General features: G+C 39.9%; 19 protein-coding genes. 12 read left to right on the top strand and 7 right to left on the bottom strand.

The features are described 5' to 3' along the window. Positions 1-314 precede the first annotated feature (314 nt). A complete protein-coding gene (locus IEX12_RS16865) occupies positions 315-1,292 on the top strand; it encodes a proline dehydrogenase family protein (protein ID WP_188725557.1) in 978 nt (325 codons plus the stop codon). A 151-nt stretch (positions 1,293-1,443) separates the two neighbouring features. Here the strand turns inward: IEX12_RS16865 and IEX12_RS16870 are convergent, their stop codons facing one another. After that, entirely contained in the window at positions 1,444-2,808 is a 1,365-nt protein-coding gene (locus tag IEX12_RS16870; protein WP_088049986.1) for a TrkH family potassium uptake protein, read from the bottom strand. Between the two features lie 253 nt (positions 2,809-3,061). Between IEX12_RS16870 and IEX12_RS16875 the strand changes: the two genes are divergently transcribed. Beyond that, positions 3,062-4,795 carry an ABC transporter ATP-binding protein gene (locus tag IEX12_RS16875; protein ID WP_088049985.1) on the top strand — a complete coding sequence of 578 codons (1,734 nt, stop codon included), beginning with the start codon at positions 3,062-3,064 and terminating at the stop codon, positions 4,793-4,795. 51 nt (positions 4,796-4,846) lie between these two features. On the opposite strand, the gene clpP is transcribed toward IEX12_RS16875, so the two are convergent. Beyond that, on the bottom strand, positions 4,847-5,422 hold the full coding sequence (gene clpP, locus IEX12_RS16880) for an ATP-dependent Clp endopeptidase proteolytic subunit ClpP (RefSeq protein ID WP_088049984.1): 576 nt from the start codon (positions 5,420-5,422) through the stop codon (positions 4,847-4,849). A gap of 14 nt (positions 5,423-5,436) precedes the next feature. Then, complete coding sequence (locus tag IEX12_RS16885; protein WP_088049983.1) at positions 5,437-6,252, bottom strand: RNA polymerase sigma factor; 816 nt, start codon at positions 6,250-6,252, stop codon at positions 5,437-5,439. A 263-nt stretch (positions 6,253-6,515) separates the two neighbouring features. Between IEX12_RS16885 and IEX12_RS16890 the strand changes: the two genes are divergently transcribed. Next, entirely contained in the window at positions 6,516-7,142 is a 627-nt protein-coding gene (locus tag IEX12_RS16890; protein WP_102415349.1) for a metal-dependent hydrolase, read from the top strand. 47 nt (positions 7,143-7,189) lie between these two features. Here the strand turns inward: IEX12_RS16890 and IEX12_RS16895 are convergent, their stop codons facing one another. The 3 genes from IEX12_RS16895 to IEX12_RS16905 are packed head-to-tail and all read right to left on the bottom strand — an operon-like array spanning position 7,190 to position 9,929. Continuing rightward, positions 7,190-7,600 carry a YwpF family protein gene (locus IEX12_RS16895; RefSeq protein ID WP_088049981.1) on the bottom strand — a complete coding sequence of 137 codons (411 nt, stop codon included), beginning with the start codon at positions 7,598-7,600 and terminating at the stop codon, positions 7,190-7,192. A gap of 29 nt (positions 7,601-7,629) precedes the next feature. Further along, positions 7,630-8,652, bottom strand: coding sequence for a GTP 3',8-cyclase MoaA (gene moaA / locus IEX12_RS16900; protein ID WP_102415350.1), 1,023 nt, complete (start codon positions 8,650-8,652; stop codon positions 7,630-7,632). A 14-nt stretch (positions 8,653-8,666) separates the two neighbouring features. Then, a complete protein-coding gene (locus tag IEX12_RS16905) occupies positions 8,667-9,929 on the bottom strand; it encodes a molybdopterin molybdotransferase MoeA (RefSeq protein ID WP_088049979.1) in 1,263 nt (420 codons plus the stop codon). Positions 9,930-10,224: 295 nt separating this feature from the next. On the opposite strand from IEX12_RS16905, the gene IEX12_RS16910 reads away from it, so the two are divergent. Then, complete coding sequence (locus IEX12_RS16910) at positions 10,225-10,944, top strand: hypothetical protein (RefSeq protein ID WP_188725558.1); 720 nt, start codon at positions 10,225-10,227, stop codon at positions 10,942-10,944. Between the two features lie 126 nt (positions 10,945-11,070). Here the strand turns inward: IEX12_RS16910 and IEX12_RS16915 are convergent, their stop codons facing one another. Further along, entirely contained in the window at positions 11,071-11,514 is a 444-nt protein-coding gene (locus IEX12_RS16915; RefSeq protein ID WP_102415352.1) for a hypothetical protein, read from the bottom strand. Between the two features lie 166 nt (positions 11,515-11,680). Between IEX12_RS16915 and IEX12_RS16920 the strand changes: the two genes are divergently transcribed. The 8 genes from IEX12_RS16920 to IEX12_RS16955 all read left to right on the top strand — a co-directional run bounded on the left by IEX12_RS16920 (position 11,681) and on the right by IEX12_RS16955 (position 17,432). Beyond that, complete coding sequence (locus IEX12_RS16920) at positions 11,681-11,884, top strand: DUF1657 domain-containing protein (protein WP_088049975.1); 204 nt, start codon at positions 11,681-11,683, stop codon at positions 11,882-11,884. Between the two features lie 106 nt (positions 11,885-11,990). After that, complete coding sequence (locus IEX12_RS16925; RefSeq protein ID WP_102415353.1) at positions 11,991-12,461, top strand: hypothetical protein; 471 nt, start codon at positions 11,991-11,993, stop codon at positions 12,459-12,461. 53 nt (positions 12,462-12,514) lie between these two features. After that, positions 12,515-12,994, top strand: a complete 480-nt coding sequence (spoVAC, locus tag IEX12_RS16930) for a stage V sporulation protein AC (protein ID WP_102415354.1) — start codon at positions 12,515-12,517, stop codon at positions 12,992-12,994. Further along, positions 12,994-14,010, top strand: a complete 1,017-nt coding sequence (gene spoVAD / locus IEX12_RS16935) for a stage V sporulation protein AD (RefSeq protein WP_102415355.1) — start codon at positions 12,994-12,996, stop codon at positions 14,008-14,010. Before spoVAC ends, spoVAD begins: the two co-directional genes overlap by 1 nt. Beyond that, positions 14,007-14,357: a stage V sporulation protein AE gene (gene spoVAE, locus IEX12_RS16940; RefSeq protein ID WP_088049971.1), complete on the top strand. Its 351-nt coding sequence runs from the start codon at positions 14,007-14,009 to the stop codon at positions 14,355-14,357. Before spoVAD ends, spoVAE begins: the two co-directional genes overlap by 4 nt. A gap of 421 nt (positions 14,358-14,778) precedes the next feature. Then, positions 14,779-14,982 (top strand): DUF1657 domain-containing protein, encoded by a 204-nt coding sequence (locus IEX12_RS16945; protein WP_102415356.1) that lies wholly within the window; start codon positions 14,779-14,781, stop codon positions 14,980-14,982. 266 nt (positions 14,983-15,248) lie between these two features. Beyond that, on the top strand, positions 15,249-16,106 hold the full coding sequence (locus IEX12_RS16950; RefSeq protein WP_102415357.1) for a DUF421 domain-containing protein: 858 nt from the start codon (positions 15,249-15,251) through the stop codon (positions 16,104-16,106). A 96-nt stretch (positions 16,107-16,202) separates the two neighbouring features. Next, positions 16,203-17,432, top strand: coding sequence for a dicarboxylate/amino acid:cation symporter (locus tag IEX12_RS16955; protein WP_188725559.1), 1,230 nt, complete (start codon positions 16,203-16,205; stop codon positions 17,430-17,432). The last annotated feature ends 8 nt before the right edge of the window (positions 17,433-17,440 follow it).

Consider the following 17,440-nt stretch of genomic DNA (forward strand, 5'->3'; position numbering starts at 1 on the left):
CCAGAAGTTGCATCGTTGCAAGGTTTTTTAGGGCTTTTTTTATTTAGAAACTCAAAGGATATTCACAAGGCGCAAATTTAGTTATAGTGCGTGTTCAAAAATTCGCCGGATGAGAAGGCCGTTTTTTTATTATCGTCTCCAACGACTTATGAATATCTACCTGGAAAATTTGAATAGCTAAAGGATTGCGCTTTCAAGTAAATCATTAAAACAGGAGGCAACACGTTTTAATTCCCCCATGGGGCGTTTAAAATATATCTAATTTTAATAGGTTTCTGCTATAATAAAAGAAAAAAGATAAAGAGGGATCAAGCATGTTGTTAAAAAATTTCTTCATTGGTCTATCACAAAACCAGCTTCTAAATAGTCTCGCCAAAAAATATGGTACCCGTCTCGGAGCACAATCTGTTGTTGCTGGAACCAATATGGAAGAGATGATCCAAAGTGTGAAAGAGCTAAATGCGCAAGGCATCTCTGCAACAATCGACAATCTGGGGGAATTTGTTTCAGAGAAAAAGGAAGCGACAGAAGCAAAGGAACAGATCATTGATGTAATTGAAGCAATCCATGAAAATAACGTTGATGCTCATATTTCCTTAAAACCGACACAGCTCGGACTTGATATTGATTACAATTTCTGTTTTGACAATTTAAAAGAGATTGTGACTAAGGCGGATCAATATGAGATATTTATCAATTTTGACATGGAGGATTATGACCATTTACAGCCATCCTTTGATCTTATCGATGAATTGTCGAAGGAGCACAACAACATTGGCACAGTCATTCAATCCTATTTCTTTGAGTCAGAAGCGAATATTAAAAAATATAAAAATTATCGTTTGCGTATTGTAAAAGGTGCATATAAAGAGTCCGAGAATTTGGCCTATCAGGACAAGCAAGATATTGATCATAACTTTATCCAATTGATTGAATATCACTTGTTAAACGGAAAATTCACGTCGATTGCAACTCATGATCATCATATTATTAATCATGTTAAGCAGTTTGTGAAAGATAACAATATTGCAAAAGACAAATTTGAATTTCAAATGCTGTATGGGTTTAGGAAAGATTTGCAGCTTCAACTAGCAAACGAAGGCTATAATTTTTGCACCTATGTACCGTTTGGCAGTGACTGGTACGGCTATTTCATGCGCCGCCTTGCCGAACGCCCGCAAAATATCAATCTGGTAGTCAGACAGGCATTCAACAAAAAAACCAACACTGTTATTGGTGTTGGGATTGGAGCGTTTTTACTTGGAAGGCTTAGTAAAAAAATAAATAGGTGATGATAGAAAGATGCGCCCCGCATCTTTCTTTCTTAATAAACACCGTTTTCGTGTACAATTAATATTGCTTCCCGCAAATGGACTAACACCTGATGATGTATAGGTTCTGTAAATTTAACCAGATAGATAACCCTCCTCCTAAGTCAAACCGCTATCCAATAATAATCCGCTCTTTTGGATAATGATATTTTCCTGACTTCTTATTTTTCTTGAACATAAGTAAAAATGTTATTATACCGACCCTGCCGATAAACATAAGGATCATGAGAATTATTTTGCTTAAAACGGTTAGTTCGCTTGTAATTCCGAGTGACAGACCGACCGTTCCGAATGCAGAAGTTACCTCAAATAAAAGCGCTGATAACGAAAACGGCTCCATGATCGACAACACAAGCAAAGAACTATAGACAAAGATGATAGCCATTAATGTGACGGTTACCGCCTTTAACAGATCTTCTTCGTGGACTTCCCGTCTGAATAAACGAATACTGTTACCGCCGCGGGCAAATGTGATCAGAAAGATAATCACCAGCGCGAAAGTGGTCGTACGTATCCCCCCACCAGCACTGCTTGGTGATGCACCGATAAACATTAAAAAAGACATAAAGAGATGATTTTGTTCCGTCAACTGGCTAACATCCATCGTTGCTAACCCGCCACTTCTCGTTGTTACAGATTGAAACAAAGAAAAGAAAAGAATTTCATGCCATGATTTATCGGCAAAAAAATGTCTGAAATCAAACAAGGTAATAAAAATAGTACCGATTACAATTAAAGCAAAAAAGGTGATTGTTGTGACTTTCGTAAACAGGGAAAATCGAAAGCGCTGATGATTTCCTGTTTTTGAAAACAAGTACTGCTTCACCTCTACCAAAACCGGATAGCCAATTGCACCAAATATGATGAGCAGCATATTGATAAACTGGACAAAATAATCATCCTGAAATCGAATCAGCGACTCACCGGTAATATCAAATCCTCCGTTTGTTGTCGCACTAATCGAACCAAAAAAACCATTCAAATATGCTTCGCCTGCTGTTGGGAAATATTGGAGAAAATACGTCCCCAAGATAATAAATCCAATAAATTCGATTGTTAAGATAACTAACAGAATTTGCTTGATTAATCGAACCATTCCTTCAAAAGTTGTCTGATTTTGGTCCGTCATAATTAGCCGACGTTCTTTCAAGCCAATTTTTTTCCCTAACAATAGCCAGATGAATGTGCCGATCGCCATTACGCCTACCCCACCTAATTGCAGAATCAGGGCAAGCAGAATAATTCCAGTTGTGCTAAACGTGTCTACTATGCTTATCGTACTAAGACCTGTAACACTCATTGCACTGACAGCGGTAAACAGAACATCTATCAGCGGGACATCAACCCCATCTTTATGCGCTACTGGTAATGCCAGCAGAATGGTTGAAATGACAACGGCAAGAAAATAAAACACCAGGATAAGCTGTACCGGTGATAATTTATTTACTAACTGGATTAATGGATGTTTCGAAAGCATGATGTAGTTACTCCTTATTACTTCAATTATTATATCAGTTGTTTCTTAAAAACTTAATCTCATTATAGCAGGCGTATTTCATTAATGCTTGCTTTTTCGGTAATTTTATATTTTTACCTGTTCCAAAAAAGGTGTCCAAGCGCAACTACTTTACCAATTCTATTTTAGCTGAAATGAAACCTTCCAATGATTTCAAACGTACCTATTTAAGGGAACAGTTCCAACATCGTATTATGGATAGGAGTAACGAAATATGAAAAATAAACAAAACAGCCTGAAAACCTTTATCTCACTCTTATTATCAACCAAGATTCCAAAACTGGCACTGACTATTGGTTTAATTGCAAGTGTTCTTACGACATTTGCGGGGTTAGCTGTTCCATTGCTCACAAAAAATTTGGTAGATGGCTTTTCGGTATCCTCGCTAAGTGCTCCACTTATCATCGCTATTGTTTCAGCTTTTATTATTCAAGCGGTTGTCAATGGGTTATCAATTTACCTTTTGACCGCTGTTGGACAAAAGATTGTTGCTAAGCTGCGTGAAAATATGTGGGTGAAGCTTATTCGATTACCTGTCAGTTATTTCGATAAAACGTCCAGTGGAGAAACGGTAAGTCGTGTTGTAAATGATACGAGTATCGTAAAAGACCTGATCTCGGACCATTTCCCACAATTTGTTACAGGAATTATTTCAATTATAGGTGCAATTACAATTTTACTAATTATGGACTGGAAAATGACATTGATGATGCTGCTTTCTGTTCCAGTAACCATTTTAATTATGATCCCATTGGGACACAAAATGGCGAAGATATCCCGTGGCCTTCAGGATGAGACGGCTTTATTTACAGGTCATATTCAACAAACACTAGGCGAAATTCGTTTAATGAAAGCATCTACCGCGGAACAAACCGAGAAAACGAAAGGTCTATCCGGAATTGAAAAACTACTAGGATTTGGATTAAAGGAGGCTCGTATCTTTGCGCTAATTGCTCCGATTATGTATCTAGTCATCATGGTCGTTATCGTCATGATTATTGGATATGGAGGAATGCGGGTTGCAAGTGGAACCATGTCAACAGGTTCACTCGTAGCCTTTTTACTCTATCTTTTCCAAATCATTATGCCAATAACTACATTTGCTATGTTTTTCACCCAATTACAAAAGGCAAAAGGAGCAACCGAACGTATTATTGATATTTTAGAATTACCATTAGAAGAAGGGAGAGATGGGTTGGACATCGATGTCGCAAACAAATCGATTTATGTTTCGAATGTGTCGTTTGCGTATAGTAAAGATGAACCTGTCTTGGAAAATGTGACTTTTACAGCCCAGCCTGGAGAAAAGATCGCTTTTGCGGGACCTAGTGGCGGTGGAAAAACAACATTATTCGGTTTACTAGAACGATTTTATAAGCCGACTACAGGAGAAATCCGAATCGGCAATACCTTTATCCAGGACTTATCCATGGAATCCTGGCGCAGTCAAATTGGTTATGTTTCTCAGGAAAGCGCCATGATGGCAGGTACGATTCGCGCCAATTTATGTTATGGTTTAAAGGATTGGGAAACGATACCGGACGAACGCTTGTGGGAAGTAGCTACAATGGCTTATGCAGATCAATTTATCAAGTCATTTTCAAATGGATTAGATACAGAAATTGGTGAACGCGGTGTCAAACTGTCAGGTGGACAAAGACAACGCATTGCCATTGCACGTGCCTTCTTGCGCGATCCCAAAATCCTTATGATGGATGAAGCAACCGCAAGTCTGGACAGCCAATCCGAAAGTGTTGTCCAGCAAGCATTAGCCCGGCTAATGGAAGGAAGAACCACATTTGTCATCGCTCACCGATTATCGACCATCGTGGATGCAGATAAAATTATATTTATTGAAAATGGGAAGGTAACTGGAAGCGGCACTCATCAGGAATTGACACAATCACATCCATTGTACCGCGAATTTGCCGAACAGCAGTTACAATAAATACAGGGAAGTTCCCGAGGTAATTGGGGACTTCCCTGTATTTATGATGCTTTATATAATTTTATCGATAACCCCGTAATCTTTAGCCTCTTGTGCTGACATGAAATAATCGCGGTCTGTATCTTTCTCAACCCTCTCTAATGGTTGCTCGGTACGTTCGGAGATGATTTCGTTCAGATGCTTCCTCAATCGGATAATACGCCTTGCATTGATTTCAAGATCACTTGCTTGCCCCTTTGCACCTCCAAGCGGTTGATGAATCATTACCTCACTATTTGGTAAAGCAAGTCGTTTCCCCCTCGCCCCCGCTAAAAGCAGCATCGCACCAAAAGAAGCAGCCATCCCCGTACAAATGGTTTGGACATCCGGCTTAATAAATTGCATCGTGTCGTAAATAGCAAAACCGGCTGAGGTTGATCCTCCTGGACTATTGATGTATAACGAGATCTCCTTATCAGAATCCTCCGCTGCAAGGAATAACAACTGTGCGACAATGCTGTTGGCTATCTCATCATTAATTTCTGAACCAAGCATAATAACTCGATCCTTTAACAAGCGTGAATAGATATCATACGACCGTTCTCCACGATTCGTTTGCTCCACTACGTATGGAATAACATTAGACATAATTAAACTCCCTCCTATGCCGCAAAGGAGATACCGCGTTTAAGCCCTTCCAGCCGTGATAATAATGCAGCTAGTTCTATCTGATAAAATGGAACCCACATCGTTTGCCCATCTTTCATTAAAATTGTGATCAGCACATAGGTTAAACTACTACCTGCAACAGGCTGAACAACAGGGCTTATCTCAGAACTCAGTCGCGAACTCGGATCTGCCATTTGCGGCTCCATCACTTCATTTTGATAAAGACGGACAATGGTGATTGGATCTCCATTGCGCAGTGCTGTCACATACGTTGACGTTTTATCTTCTTCCGGGTAAAAAACAGGACTATCATAGGTGATTGATTCTAACCTTTTCCGTGCACGATGGAGTGATGCTTTAACAGCACCCTCACTAGCATCGATCATAAATGCTATTTCCTTTGCAGTGTAACCAAACACGTCAGCGAGCAACAATGCTACTCGTTGTTTCGGTGTCAATTCACTCAGCGCAACCTCCATTGCCTTAAACGTGGCATCCGGCAAGACATTCTCTTCTTGCCCAACTTCAGTTAAATCCGGATTTATTTCTACATTTAATTTTCGTTTACGATACCCATCAATCCATGTATTGGAAGCAATACGAAACAAATATGCCTTGGAAATCGATTTTGGTTTTTTTAACAAATCTTTATACGCCTTCGCTAGGGTCTCCTGCATTAAATCATCGCCGTCCCATCTGGATTTTGTCAGTGAAGCGCAATAATTTCGCAGTACATGCATGTAAGGTTGAATCAAATCAGTAAATTCTTCATTCATTTCAATGGGAGTGCTCTTAACAAGCGGCCGCATGTTTTCCCTCCTCTAAAATCACCTTTCATTTATATAAACGAAAAAAGAATCATAAAAGATACGGGTATGTAAAATTTGTTTATATGCCTACATTATAATACAAATCTCATTTAATTACCTGGCACCCTGGGTTTTGATCATTACTATAAACTCCTCGTTCTGTTACAAATATTTTGCACTACCTCTAAACAGAACAGACATTTTGTTGTAAACTATAGCATAGTGTTTGGAAATACATAAAAATTTTTAGAGGAGAAATGAAAGTGAATGGTACCGCACACGCAGCAATTGGAGCAGCAACAGGATTTATTATCGCCAACACGTATCACACTACCCCTACTGAGACACTTTTTTTAGTTGGAATAGGGACTGTCTCAGCATTAATCCCTGATCTTGATATTGATGGGAAGCTTCGCGGCAAGATTACTTTATCGCATAAAATGATTCAGACTGTTGCGCAGCTGATCGGGATTCTAATGGTATTTTACAGTTTTTATGAGGGAGTCGATCAAGAAAGATATGTCGGTATCGGAATCGGGTTAGGAATGATCGTCATATCGTCCGCTATTAAACAAAAGCACATGTTAATCATTACCGGGATTGGTGTTTTAGCAGGCGGATATTCCCTGCAAGAAACGTGGTTGATGCTCCTTGGTATTTATATCTTAATCGCGTCCGTTGTTTCGCATCGCAGTTACACGCACTCGCTAGCAGGGATTATTTTTTTCGGGGTTATTGCCTCTAAATTGGAAGCATCATTTGGGATGGACGGTATTTTTTATACCTGTCTTGCCGGATATATCAGCCATTTGCTTGCCGACAGTAAATTATTACCATTTAATAAACGAGGAATTAAGCTGTTTTTGCCGGTCTCGTCAAAAGAAATATAGTTTGGGACAGGCCCCCGGCGCTTCTACTTAAAGCGGCGAGGTCTGTCCTAAATCAATTCTTTAAATTTATTAATTAGCGACTCCCCCTGATACCCTTCCTCAACCAGTTCTTGCAGCATGTCTTTAATAATTCCTTTTTGCCGGTCGACAATTGTTCCCATAAATAACACATTGATATGTTCGCCAATCAAGTTTATGCCAATTATGGATGTAATAAACGTTGCAGGTGCATTGCTTTCTTTTGTAATTTTAACCTGAATCATAATTTGGTCTTTATTTTCCTGCAAACCCTCGAAAAATGTTTGATACGTATGATCCAAATAAGCTTCGATAACCCAACGATTCAGATCATCTTCCCGGTTAATAACCAAGCCGTCTAGTAAAGGGATCTCGTGCTGGATGATGTCTTCTTCAACGCTTTCAAGAATCTCCAATTTTTTTAATTTGAATGTTTTCATCCATCCACCACCTTCCCTTTGTGTACATTTTACCCGCCAATGTAGGACATTTCAATTTTTTTCCGATTCTCATTTTTCTTTTCTGCTCGTTCATCGGAATAACGATCTGTTCTGCGATGCCACAGAGAAGCCAAATTCCGTTCAAGTTGTTCTTCTGTAAGTCCTTCCCGTAATTTTCCCCGAATGTCATAACCACTTGATGCAAATAAACAAGTATATAATTTTCCATCCGCGGAAAGCCGGATTCGCGTACATGTACCACAGAACGAATCGGTAACCGATGAAATAACCCCTATTTCTCCCCCACCATCTTTATAACGGAACCTGGAGGCAACTTCACCATAATAATTTTCTTCAGCAGCTTCAAGTGGCATTTCCTCGTTAATTTGTTTGATAATCTGTTTTTTGGAAATAACGTTTTTCAAATCCCAACCATTGTGATTGCCCACATCCATAAATTCAATATAACGGAGGATAATGTCTTTCCCTTTAAAAAAACGAGCCATCGGTAAGATTTGACTTTCATTCATCCCCTTTTTGACAACCATATTGATTTTTACCTGCAACCCAGCCTTTTGTGCCGCTTCAATTCCCTTTAATACGGGACGAATTGGCACACCCCTTCCATTTATTTCAGTAAATACGTCATCTTCAATTGCATCCAGGCTAATGTTTACTCGCTTTAGACCGGCCTCTTTTAATTTTACCGCTCGTTTCGGTAATAATATACCATTTGTTGTTAATGCAATATCCTTAATTCCTGGTATTTCGGTTAACGCCGCAATCAATTGACTGAGGTTTTTTCGCAGTAATGGTTCCCCACCGGTAATCCGAATTTTTTCGACCCCGAGCTTGGCAAAAGCATTGGTAATCCGGATAATTTCATCAAAACTTAATAATTCCGTTTCAGGTAAAAAGGCGTAATCATTGCCAAAAATCTCCTTAGGCATACAATAGGTACAGCGAAAATTGCACTTATCAATAACGGAAATCCGTAAATCCTTCAGTGATCTGCCAAGTGCATCAGTAGTCGGTGACGTTTTCTCTGGCATTTATCTTCACTCCTTTAAAAAGTAGCCTGGCCGTCCATATCCTCGACAAGCAGCACCTCTACAACTGCTCCTCTCTGATATCCTCTTGTTCCGCCCGGCAAAACCATTAACGCATTCGTATGTGCGAGTGATGTCACCACATTTGATTTATCGATTCCGGCCAGTTTTACCCCGATATTACCACCTTCATAGGTTAAATAACTGCGAACAAACCTGGTAAATGGATTAGGTTTCGGAAAATCCTCTTGCAGTGTTGCCTTGATTCGTTTTAAAAATGGCTGCTTGTTGAACAAATAGTGCTGGATGATCGGACGGGTGAACAATTCAAATCCAACATAGCACGCCGACGGGTTCCCTGATAAGCCAAATAATAGTTGGTTTCCCCTCACTGCAACTGTGGTTACACTTCCTGGGCGCATTGCTATTTTATTAAAAAGCACCTCTGCGCCCAATTTCTCATAGATCGCCGGCATTAAATCAAAATCGCCAACAGATACTCCACCTGTTGTAATTAATATATCCACTTTACCAAGTACGTGTAAAATTGTATCATAACTGGAAGCAAATTCATCAGCTAATTTTCCAAAATAAATACACTCGCCACCGGCACGTTTGATCTGTGACATAATCATGTAAGCATTTGAGTTACGAATCTTTCCTGGCTGCAGTTCGTCTTCAACATCCAATAATTCCGTACCTGTTGCAATTATACCGACAACAGGTTTTTTCGCGACACAAACGTTATTGTAGCCAAACGTTGCCAATAACGCCTTTACCCCTGGGTTTATCAATGTTCCTGCTTCTATTAATACTTCCTCTTCTGCGACTTCTGAAGCTTTGGAAACAATATTTTGCCCTTCCTTCATTTTGCGTTTGATCGACATATAGTTTTTTCCGTTCTTTTCATATACCTTACAAACCTCAAACATAGCAACACAGTCAGCCCCATCAGGTATTTTTGCCCCGGTCATGATTCGGGTTGCTTGCCCTTTCTTTAATGTTTTCATGGGAATCTGTCCTGCTCCAATATGCTCCACCACCTCAAATTCAACCGGATGATCGATTGCGCCCTGCTTTGTATCAATGGAACGCAATGCAAACCCGTCGTATGGCGATTTATCAAATGGAGGGACAGGATGCTTGGCAACAATGGCTTCTGCAAGTCTCCTGTTATCACAATCATCTATAGAAATGATTTCCGATTCACCAAGTTTGCTGTGTTTCATAACATTTGTTACGGCATCAATCACTGGAATTGGTTTTCGCCTTTCCACCATTATATACCAATCCTTTCTACCAGATTTATCTATGTTAAGTGTAACAAAAATATTCCCTAATGGACATTTATCTTTATTATAACGCTCTTTTCCGAAATGAAAATATGATAAACATCACACTTTACCTCAAGTTCATGATTTGAAGTGGTTTTCTTTACGAGAATAAAATAAAGTGAAACTTAGTTCAGTGGGGTTATTTCCGCCTGTTAATGCGTGATAAAATTACCTGGTTACCCAAAAGTTATGTATAATTGTATATATTCAAGATTCACAATTTTATATAGGAGCGTTTTGGATGGTTAAAAAAATAGTACTTCTATTAGTGGTTTTAGCGTTCGTCACTGCTTGTTCCAAACATGAGTCGGTTGTTGTAAAAAAAGAAGCAAACGATGATCCGAACGAAAATCCTGAGCTAGTCGAACAAAATAATGATGATGACGCGAATGAGTTCATTGAATTTGCCTTGCCAGAGGAAAAAGTAATGGTTAATTTGAAAATGGTGCCAATTTTAAATTCCTATTTGGAAGCTTCAGCTAATCGGGCAGAAGCGATTAAAAACATGACTATATTACCAATTCAAGCCGGTAATACCAATTTATATTTGCTCGAATTTTCCTGCAGCAATGATTTATGCTCTTACATATTGCTTGATCAAAGCAAGGATAATCCAGCATTACTTGTGGCAGATTTGGCAAGAACTGTCCAGTCAAAGCTTTCACCGGATAATTCAAAAATCCTTCTGCAGTTTAACCGGGAAGCATCGCTGCCAATCCCGTTAACAAACTTGGTTGTGGTTGATTTAGTGGAATGGGAACAGATTTCCTTAACAAATGAAACAAATGATTTACAGGTATTAGCCTTTCATTGGCCAATTATTACAGCTGAATGGACTGACGATCAAACAATCACAGTATCATTACCAGACGTAACAGAGCCTGTCAACAAGCTTCTTCAACAATGGCAGGAAGCCGGAAAGCCGATAACTACTGTAGACTTGCAACTGTCAACTAAGTAAAGAAAGATTTTTACCACTTAAAGGAAACGACCCTAAGTGTGTTCAATACGACTGAATAATATAACAATGAACAGAATAAGGCTATTGAAAATAAACCAAAAAGCAGCATGGACAACATGCTGCTTTTTATTCAAATACAAGCTTTTCCGTATGGTCTATCACCACTTTTTCTCCCTCAACTGTAAATTTAGCTTTGCAATATAAGTTATAGCTCCCCTTTTTTGTTTGTTTTATAATAGCTGCATCCTGCGGGTGATAACTGCCTCCTTCCTTTAACACTTTTGTAACCGGGCTTCCTGTATAATCATGATTTTTATAAGCTAGTGAGACAGCTATCAATGGTGTGTTGTGTTGTATTTCAATTGGTTCTTTACCCACGTACTGAATGGAACGATAAACCTTTATACCTTTATCAGCACGCTCAACCCGTACGTGCAGGATAAAATCCCCAGCCCGTTTCGAACTACTTTTATCCGTCACTAATTGTGCATTGCCTCGGGAAAACGCCCAAAGGCTAAATCCGCTTAAGCAAATAATAAATACGATAAAAAACAGTACTTTCCTATTCACCACATATCCCCCTGATCTTTATTATTTATTATGACGAAACAAGCCGTAAAAAAGTTTCATTTTTAGGAAATAAGATTAGCATATTCAGGTAAAAAATAGAACGCATATTTTAAACGAAAAAAACAATTATAACTAGTGATGGTTGAAAAAAAAGGGAGGAATTCATGTGACTGTATCTTCACAGGTAAAACAAACAATTGCTGGATTAAAAAGTGCTCAAGCGAGCTTTGAACAATTTGCATTACAAACTGAAAATAAACAGGCAAAACAGTTGTACCAGAGTGCTGCTCAACAAACACAATCACTTTTACAACAGGTTGAACCACGAGTACAACAAATTGAGCAGGAAGAACCACAGTATAAACAGTAGGAAAAAATGGAAGTATATGTGTTTGGATGCACTTCGCAAAACTGTTTCCAACATTTTTCAGGGGCTGGTTCTAGCCAGCCTCCTTCCTACATAAGGGGTGATCACAATGAAGGTTAAAAAATTAATCGTGTGGTTTGGTCTTATTCTCTTTTTAACTAGTTGTACGCAGGATACAGATACCAATTCTGCAAACGATGATCAAAATGATGAATTCACCAAATTCACCAAGATTTCCTCCGATAATTTTATTGATCAGGATGCAGCAAATCAAGCTAAAAAGGTTCTGACTAAATACGAAGAAATTAAGACAATTAAAGCGGTGAATACATCCAAATACCTGGTTGTGGGGATTGAAGTGCATCACAACAAACGGTTTCAATTAACCGATTTGCGTAAAGAATTCACCAAAACGCTGAAGAAAAAGTTTCCAAAATTCAAGACAGAATTATCCACCGATAAAAAAATGTTAATCGAACTCGACCGTCTTGAAAATGACATTAACGGAAACAATATTTCCAACAAACAGCTGGAAAAAGAAGTGAAACACATTATCAAACTATCCAAGGAACAGACCTGACACTGGTCGAATGGGGAACCATCTTCTAATTTTCAAGGAAAAGAGTGATTGGAATGGCAGATAAGAAAAAGAAAAATTTACCTCCACAAGCACAAAGATACCAAGCATTTCAGCAGCAGCGCGAAGTAAAAAGACCATTACTAAAAAATTGTATCAAAGCATTTTTAGTAGGTGGATTTATCTGTTTTATCGGCCAGCTCATCTCAACGTTTTATATTTATTACTTTGATTTCACCGAGCAAACTGCCGGAAATCCCACTACTGCAACGCTTATTTTTCTTACGATGCTGTTAACCGGATTTGGTATTTACGACCGTATTGGTCAATTCGCCGGAGCAGGATCTGCTGTGCCGGTTACCGGTTTTGGAAATGCTGTTATCTCTGCCGCAATTGAGCATCGTACAGAAGGATTTGTTTTAGGTGTTGGTGGCAATATGTTCAAACTAGCTGGATCAGTCATCCTTTTTGGTGTATTCTCCGCTTTTATCATTGCATTGATTAAAACCATTTTAGTTCAATGGGGTGGATTGTAATGTTAACGGGGCATAGAACCTGGATTTTTGAAAACAAGCCTGTCATTCTGTCCACTGGCACTGTTGGCGGCCCATTTGAAGCAAATGGAAACATCCCGAAAGATTTTGATTTGCTTCATGATGATATGTGGCTGAAACAATCCTCATTTGAGCAGGCACAACAAATGATGCTGGAAGAAGCATGCCAATTTGCTATAAAAAATAGCCCAATTGATAAAGGGCAGGTCGAATTTTTTTTAAGCGGGGATTTGATTAACCAAATTACACCGACTAGCTTTGCCGCCAAAACAATGGGGATTCCCTATTTTGGATTATTTAATGCATGTGCAACATCGATGGAAAGTTTAGCGTTAGCTGCATTCCTGATTAATGGAAATGGTGCAAATTATATTTTAAGTGGTTGTGCCAGCCATAATGCAGCCACGGAAAAACAGTTTCGCTACCCTACAGAATATGGTGGACAAAAACCACCAACTGCACAATGGACAGTAACTGGTGCAGGTGTTGCATTAGTTGCAAAAAACGGAACCGGTCCACAGATTACGGCAGCAACCATTGGTAAAGTAGTCGATTTGGGGATGACCGATCCATTTAACATGGGCGGTGCAATGGCTCCGGCAGCAGTTGATACGATTACCGCACATTTTAAGGAACGGGATGTCGATCCATCCTATTACGACTTAATTATCACGGGTGATTTGGGTCATGTCGGCAGGGAAGTATCGTTTGACATGTTGAAAAAACAAGGCTTGCAATTGGAAGAAACAAAATACGTCGATTGCGGGCTCACGATTTACCGGGAAGACCAGCCCGTTCAATCAGGTGCAAGTGGTGCTGCATGTTCCTCGGTCGTCACCTATGGCCACTTTTTGAATCGTATGAGAAAAGGAGAACTTAATCGTATTCTTGTTGTTGCAACTGGAGCGCTGCATTCTACATTGAGTGTACAGCAAAAAAATCCAATCCCGTGTATTGCCCATGCAGTTTCGATCGAATCAGGGAGTGATCTATCATGATATTTTTCTGGGCATTTGTTATTGGTGGAGCAATTTGTGTGATCGGTCAAATCATGCTAGATGTTTTTAAACTGTCACCCGGTCATACATTAAGTATTCTTGTCGTTGTTGGCGCCGTATTGGATGGTGTTGGTTTATATGAACCGTTAATCGATTTTGCCGGTGCAGGGGCTACAGTACCAATTACGAGCTTTGGTAATTCCCTTGTTCATGGAGCAATGGCTGAGGCCGAAGCACATGGTCTGATTGGCGTCGTAACTGGCATGTTTGAAGTGACCAGTTCCGGGATATCCGCTGCAATCGTTTTCGGCATGATTGGTGCACTAATTTTTAAACCAAAAGGATAGAACAAAGGCGCAAGCGCCCGTTTAGCGGCGTATGTGCTGCGCCCTGCCAAGCAGGGTGGTTCGGTGTTGCCGCGCAAAGCGGCGGTTTTAACCGAACATTCCTACCGTAGGAGATAAAGGAAACACGACGACCGGAGGGAGTCGATGTTGACTTATCGTACGGAGGCGGGTGTTGCACACTAGCCGCTGGGCGCTGGAGCCGGACGTGGCTTATCCGGTTATTAAGTTATCCACAGCCGCAAAATTTTATAATTTCCTAGACGAGCACAAAGGTCTTGCCCGCAGATAAGCACCATTTGGCCGACAAACCGCGAAATTAGGCTCGGATGTCACCAGCGGAATGTGATAAGTCCGGATCATAGCGGCAAAGCTGCCAAAAAGCAAGAAATATCGTAACACCTCTCCGGAAAGGATGAATGTAATGACTGTTGGATCACAGGTAAAAGGCTGTTTTTCTTCTATCAAGAGTGCAGAAGCTACATTAAGCTTATTAGCGAATAAAACACAGGATCAACAAACAAAAGAAGTATTTGAAAATACACAAAAAATTTTGTCAGAAGTAAAAGAAGACCTGCAGAAACAAGTTATCTGGCTGGGAACAGAAGAATCACAATACAAATTCTAATCTGGAAGTTTGCTGTACGGTGATGATAGCAGGTTATACGTTTCGTGTTCAAAAAGGTTCCGGGCCGGCTACGTCTCAGACGCTCCTGTTGGAAGCCGGCACTATCACTTCCTGTGCATCGAAATTCTAGGCGACAGTGTTTCGAGCACGGCTTATCCAGATGTAGTTGTCTTCTACGTTGGGTACGGGTTTTGGAAAAGATCCCCTGCTGCTAACTAGAAACATCCGACTTTTTGAACATCCTCTATAAGAAAGGAATATGTACTATGCCAGAATGGGTAGAGATTATTATCAGAACACTTGCCACTATCGTTGCCCTCTTTCTTATCACAAAGGGGCTTGGCAAAAAACAGTTATCGGAAATGAATGTATTTGAATATATAACAGGTATTGTTATCGGGGATATTATTGCTGTCCATGCAACCGACGTGGACTCCAATCTTTTCTATGGTGTGATAGCTGCGTTTTTATGGTTTATCATTCCATGGGGGGCTGAATATCTATCGATGAAAAATAAAACATTACGTGATTTTATCGAGGGAAAAAGCACTGTTTTTATACAGAATGGGAAAATAATGGAGGATAATTTAAAAAAAGAACGATATACGATCGACGAATTACAGGAAGCTCTGCGTGATAAAAATATCTTCAGAGCAGCGGATGTTGAATTTGCCGTTCTGGAGCCATCTGGTACATTAAGCGTACTGCCTAAAAAAGAATACCGCCCGTTAACAGCAAAGTATCTTGGAATAGAGGTCCCACCGGATAAACAGCCGGAAACGGTTATTATGGACGGTAAGGTGTTACATGAACCGCTGGCAAACCTGTCATTGAATGTTAACTGGTTAGAAACAGAGCTGGATAAACTGAACGTCAGTATCGAAAACGTTTTTGTTGGTGAAGTTGATAGCGATGGCCAATTAACCGTTGACCTATACGATGATAAAATTGCAGTTCCCAGCCCGACAGAAAAACCGCTGTTGCTTGCTACACTAAAAAAATGTCAGGCTGACCTGGAGCTTTTTGCCTTGGCAACGGAAAATGAGCAAGCGAAACAGTTGTATCAGAAAAACAGTAAAAAACTGAAGTCTGCGATTACACGCATTACGCCCTACCTCAAATGATAACGTTTGAAGTAGGGCTTTTCTTGCTCATCCTTCTGTTCAACATGTATGATAAAATATGTTATACATCTTGTTACATAAAGGAGCATGACCAGTATGAGAGAAAAACTGAAAGCATATCGTTTCCCGTTAATCCTTCTTGTCTCCATCATTGTCGGATCAGTCATCGGACTTATTTATGGTGATAAAGCAAACGTAATTAAACCACTAGGAGACATATTTCTTAATCTTTTGTTTATGGTGGTGATGCCCCTTGTTTTCTTTTCAATTGCTTCGGCGATTGCCAACATGAATAGTATGAAGCGATTTGGGAAAATAATGGGATCCATGATTACCATTTTTATTGTTACCGGAATTATCGCATCAGTTGTAATGTTAGTTGCAACTGTACTGTTTCCACCAGGTTCAGGGGCGAATATTCCCTTGGAAACACCGGATGACGTTGAACAATCATCATTAGCTGAACAGCTTGTTAATACATTTACCGTACCGGACTTTGTTGATCTATTTTCAAAAGATAACATGCTTGTCCTCATTATTTTCGCTGTACTGGTTGGGGTTGCGACCGGCTTATCTGGCGAGCAAGGGCGCCCGTTTGCCAAATTTTTATCAAGTGGATCAGAAATCTTTATGAAGCTTGTCCAATTAATTATGTACTATGCTCCAATTGGTTTAGGCGCTTACTTTGCCTCCCTGATTGGGCAGTTTGGTACCGATTTGATTGGCGATTATGCAAAAGCTGTCTTGATTTATTACCCAGTAGCTATTTTGTATTTTGCAATTGGATTTACCTTATATGCCTTTTTATCAGGTGGCAAAAAAGGGATTGGACGCTTTTGGAAGAACATACTAAACCCTGCTGTTACCGCGCTGGGAACAGGCAGCAGTATTGCTTCTTTACCTGTTAACCTTGAAGCAACAAAAAGAATGGGTGTTCCGAAAGATATCCGGGAAACCGTATTGCCGCTCGGTGCCACCATTCATATGGACGGTTCATGTCTCTCTGCCATGTTGAAAATTGCATTTGTTTTTGGCGTGTTTGATATGGATTTCACCGGAATTGACACGTTTTTAACGGCAATTGGGATCTGCCTGCTCTCCGGGATTGTCATGAGCGGCATTCCGGGTGGTGGTTTTATGGGTGAATTGATGATTGTTACCTTATACGGCCTGCCAATAGAAGCATTGCCAATCATTTCGGCAATCGGGGTTGTAGTTGACCCACCAGCAACGATGATTAATGTTACAGGGGATTCCGTATCAAGTATGCTTGTTACCAGACAGCTGGAGGGGAACGGCTGGATGGAAAAGACTGAAGCCGAGTAAGATTAATA

The sequence above is a fragment of the Lentibacillus populi genome (assembly GCA_014642895.1).
Taxonomy (GTDB): Bacteria; Bacillota; Bacilli; order Bacillales; family Amphibacillaceae; genus Lentibacillus_C; species Lentibacillus_C populi.

Coding starts and splice junctions, on each gene's coding strand:
- IEX12_RS16865 (WP_188725557.1), top strand. CDS start 315: ATGTTGTTAAAAAATTTCTTCATTGGTCTATCACAAAACCAGCTTCTA.
- IEX12_RS16870 (WP_088049986.1), bottom strand. CDS start 2,808: ATGCTTTCGAAACATCCATTAATCCAGTTAGTAAATAAATTATCACCG.
- IEX12_RS16875 (WP_088049985.1), top strand. CDS start 3,062: ATGAAAAATAAACAAAACAGCCTGAAAACCTTTATCTCACTCTTATTA.
- clpP (WP_088049984.1), bottom strand. CDS start 5,422: ATGTCTAATGTTATTCCATACGTAGTGGAGCAAACGAATCGTGGAGAA.
- IEX12_RS16885 (WP_088049983.1), bottom strand. CDS start 6,252: ATGCGGCCGCTTGTTAAGAGCACTCCCATTGAAATGAATGAAGAATTT.
- IEX12_RS16895 (WP_088049981.1), bottom strand. CDS start 7,600: ATGAAAACATTCAAATTAAAAAAATTGGAGATTCTTGAAAGCGTTGAA.
- moaA (WP_102415350.1), bottom strand. CDS start 8,652: ATGCCAGAGAAAACGTCACCGACTACTGATGCACTTGGCAGATCACTG.
- IEX12_RS16905 (WP_088049979.1), bottom strand. CDS start 9,929: ATGGTGGAAAGGCGAAAACCAATTCCAGTGATTGATGCCGTAACAAAT.
- IEX12_RS16910 (WP_188725558.1), top strand. CDS start 10,225: ATGGTTAAAAAAATAGTACTTCTATTAGTGGTTTTAGCGTTCGTCACT.
- IEX12_RS16925 (WP_102415353.1), top strand. CDS start 11,991: ATGAAGGTTAAAAAATTAATCGTGTGGTTTGGTCTTATTCTCTTTTTA.
- spoVAC (WP_102415354.1), top strand. CDS start 12,515: ATGGCAGATAAGAAAAAGAAAAATTTACCTCCACAAGCACAAAGATAC.
- spoVAD (WP_102415355.1), top strand. CDS start 12,994: ATGTTAACGGGGCATAGAACCTGGATTTTTGAAAACAAGCCTGTCATT.
- spoVAE (WP_088049971.1), top strand. CDS start 14,007: ATGATATTTTTCTGGGCATTTGTTATTGGTGGAGCAATTTGTGTGATC.
- IEX12_RS16945 (WP_102415356.1), top strand. CDS start 14,779: ATGACTGTTGGATCACAGGTAAAAGGCTGTTTTTCTTCTATCAAGAGT.
- IEX12_RS16950 (WP_102415357.1), top strand. CDS start 15,249: ATGCCAGAATGGGTAGAGATTATTATCAGAACACTTGCCACTATCGTT.
- IEX12_RS16955 (WP_188725559.1), top strand. CDS start 16,203: ATGAGAGAAAAACTGAAAGCATATCGTTTCCCGTTAATCCTTCTTGTC.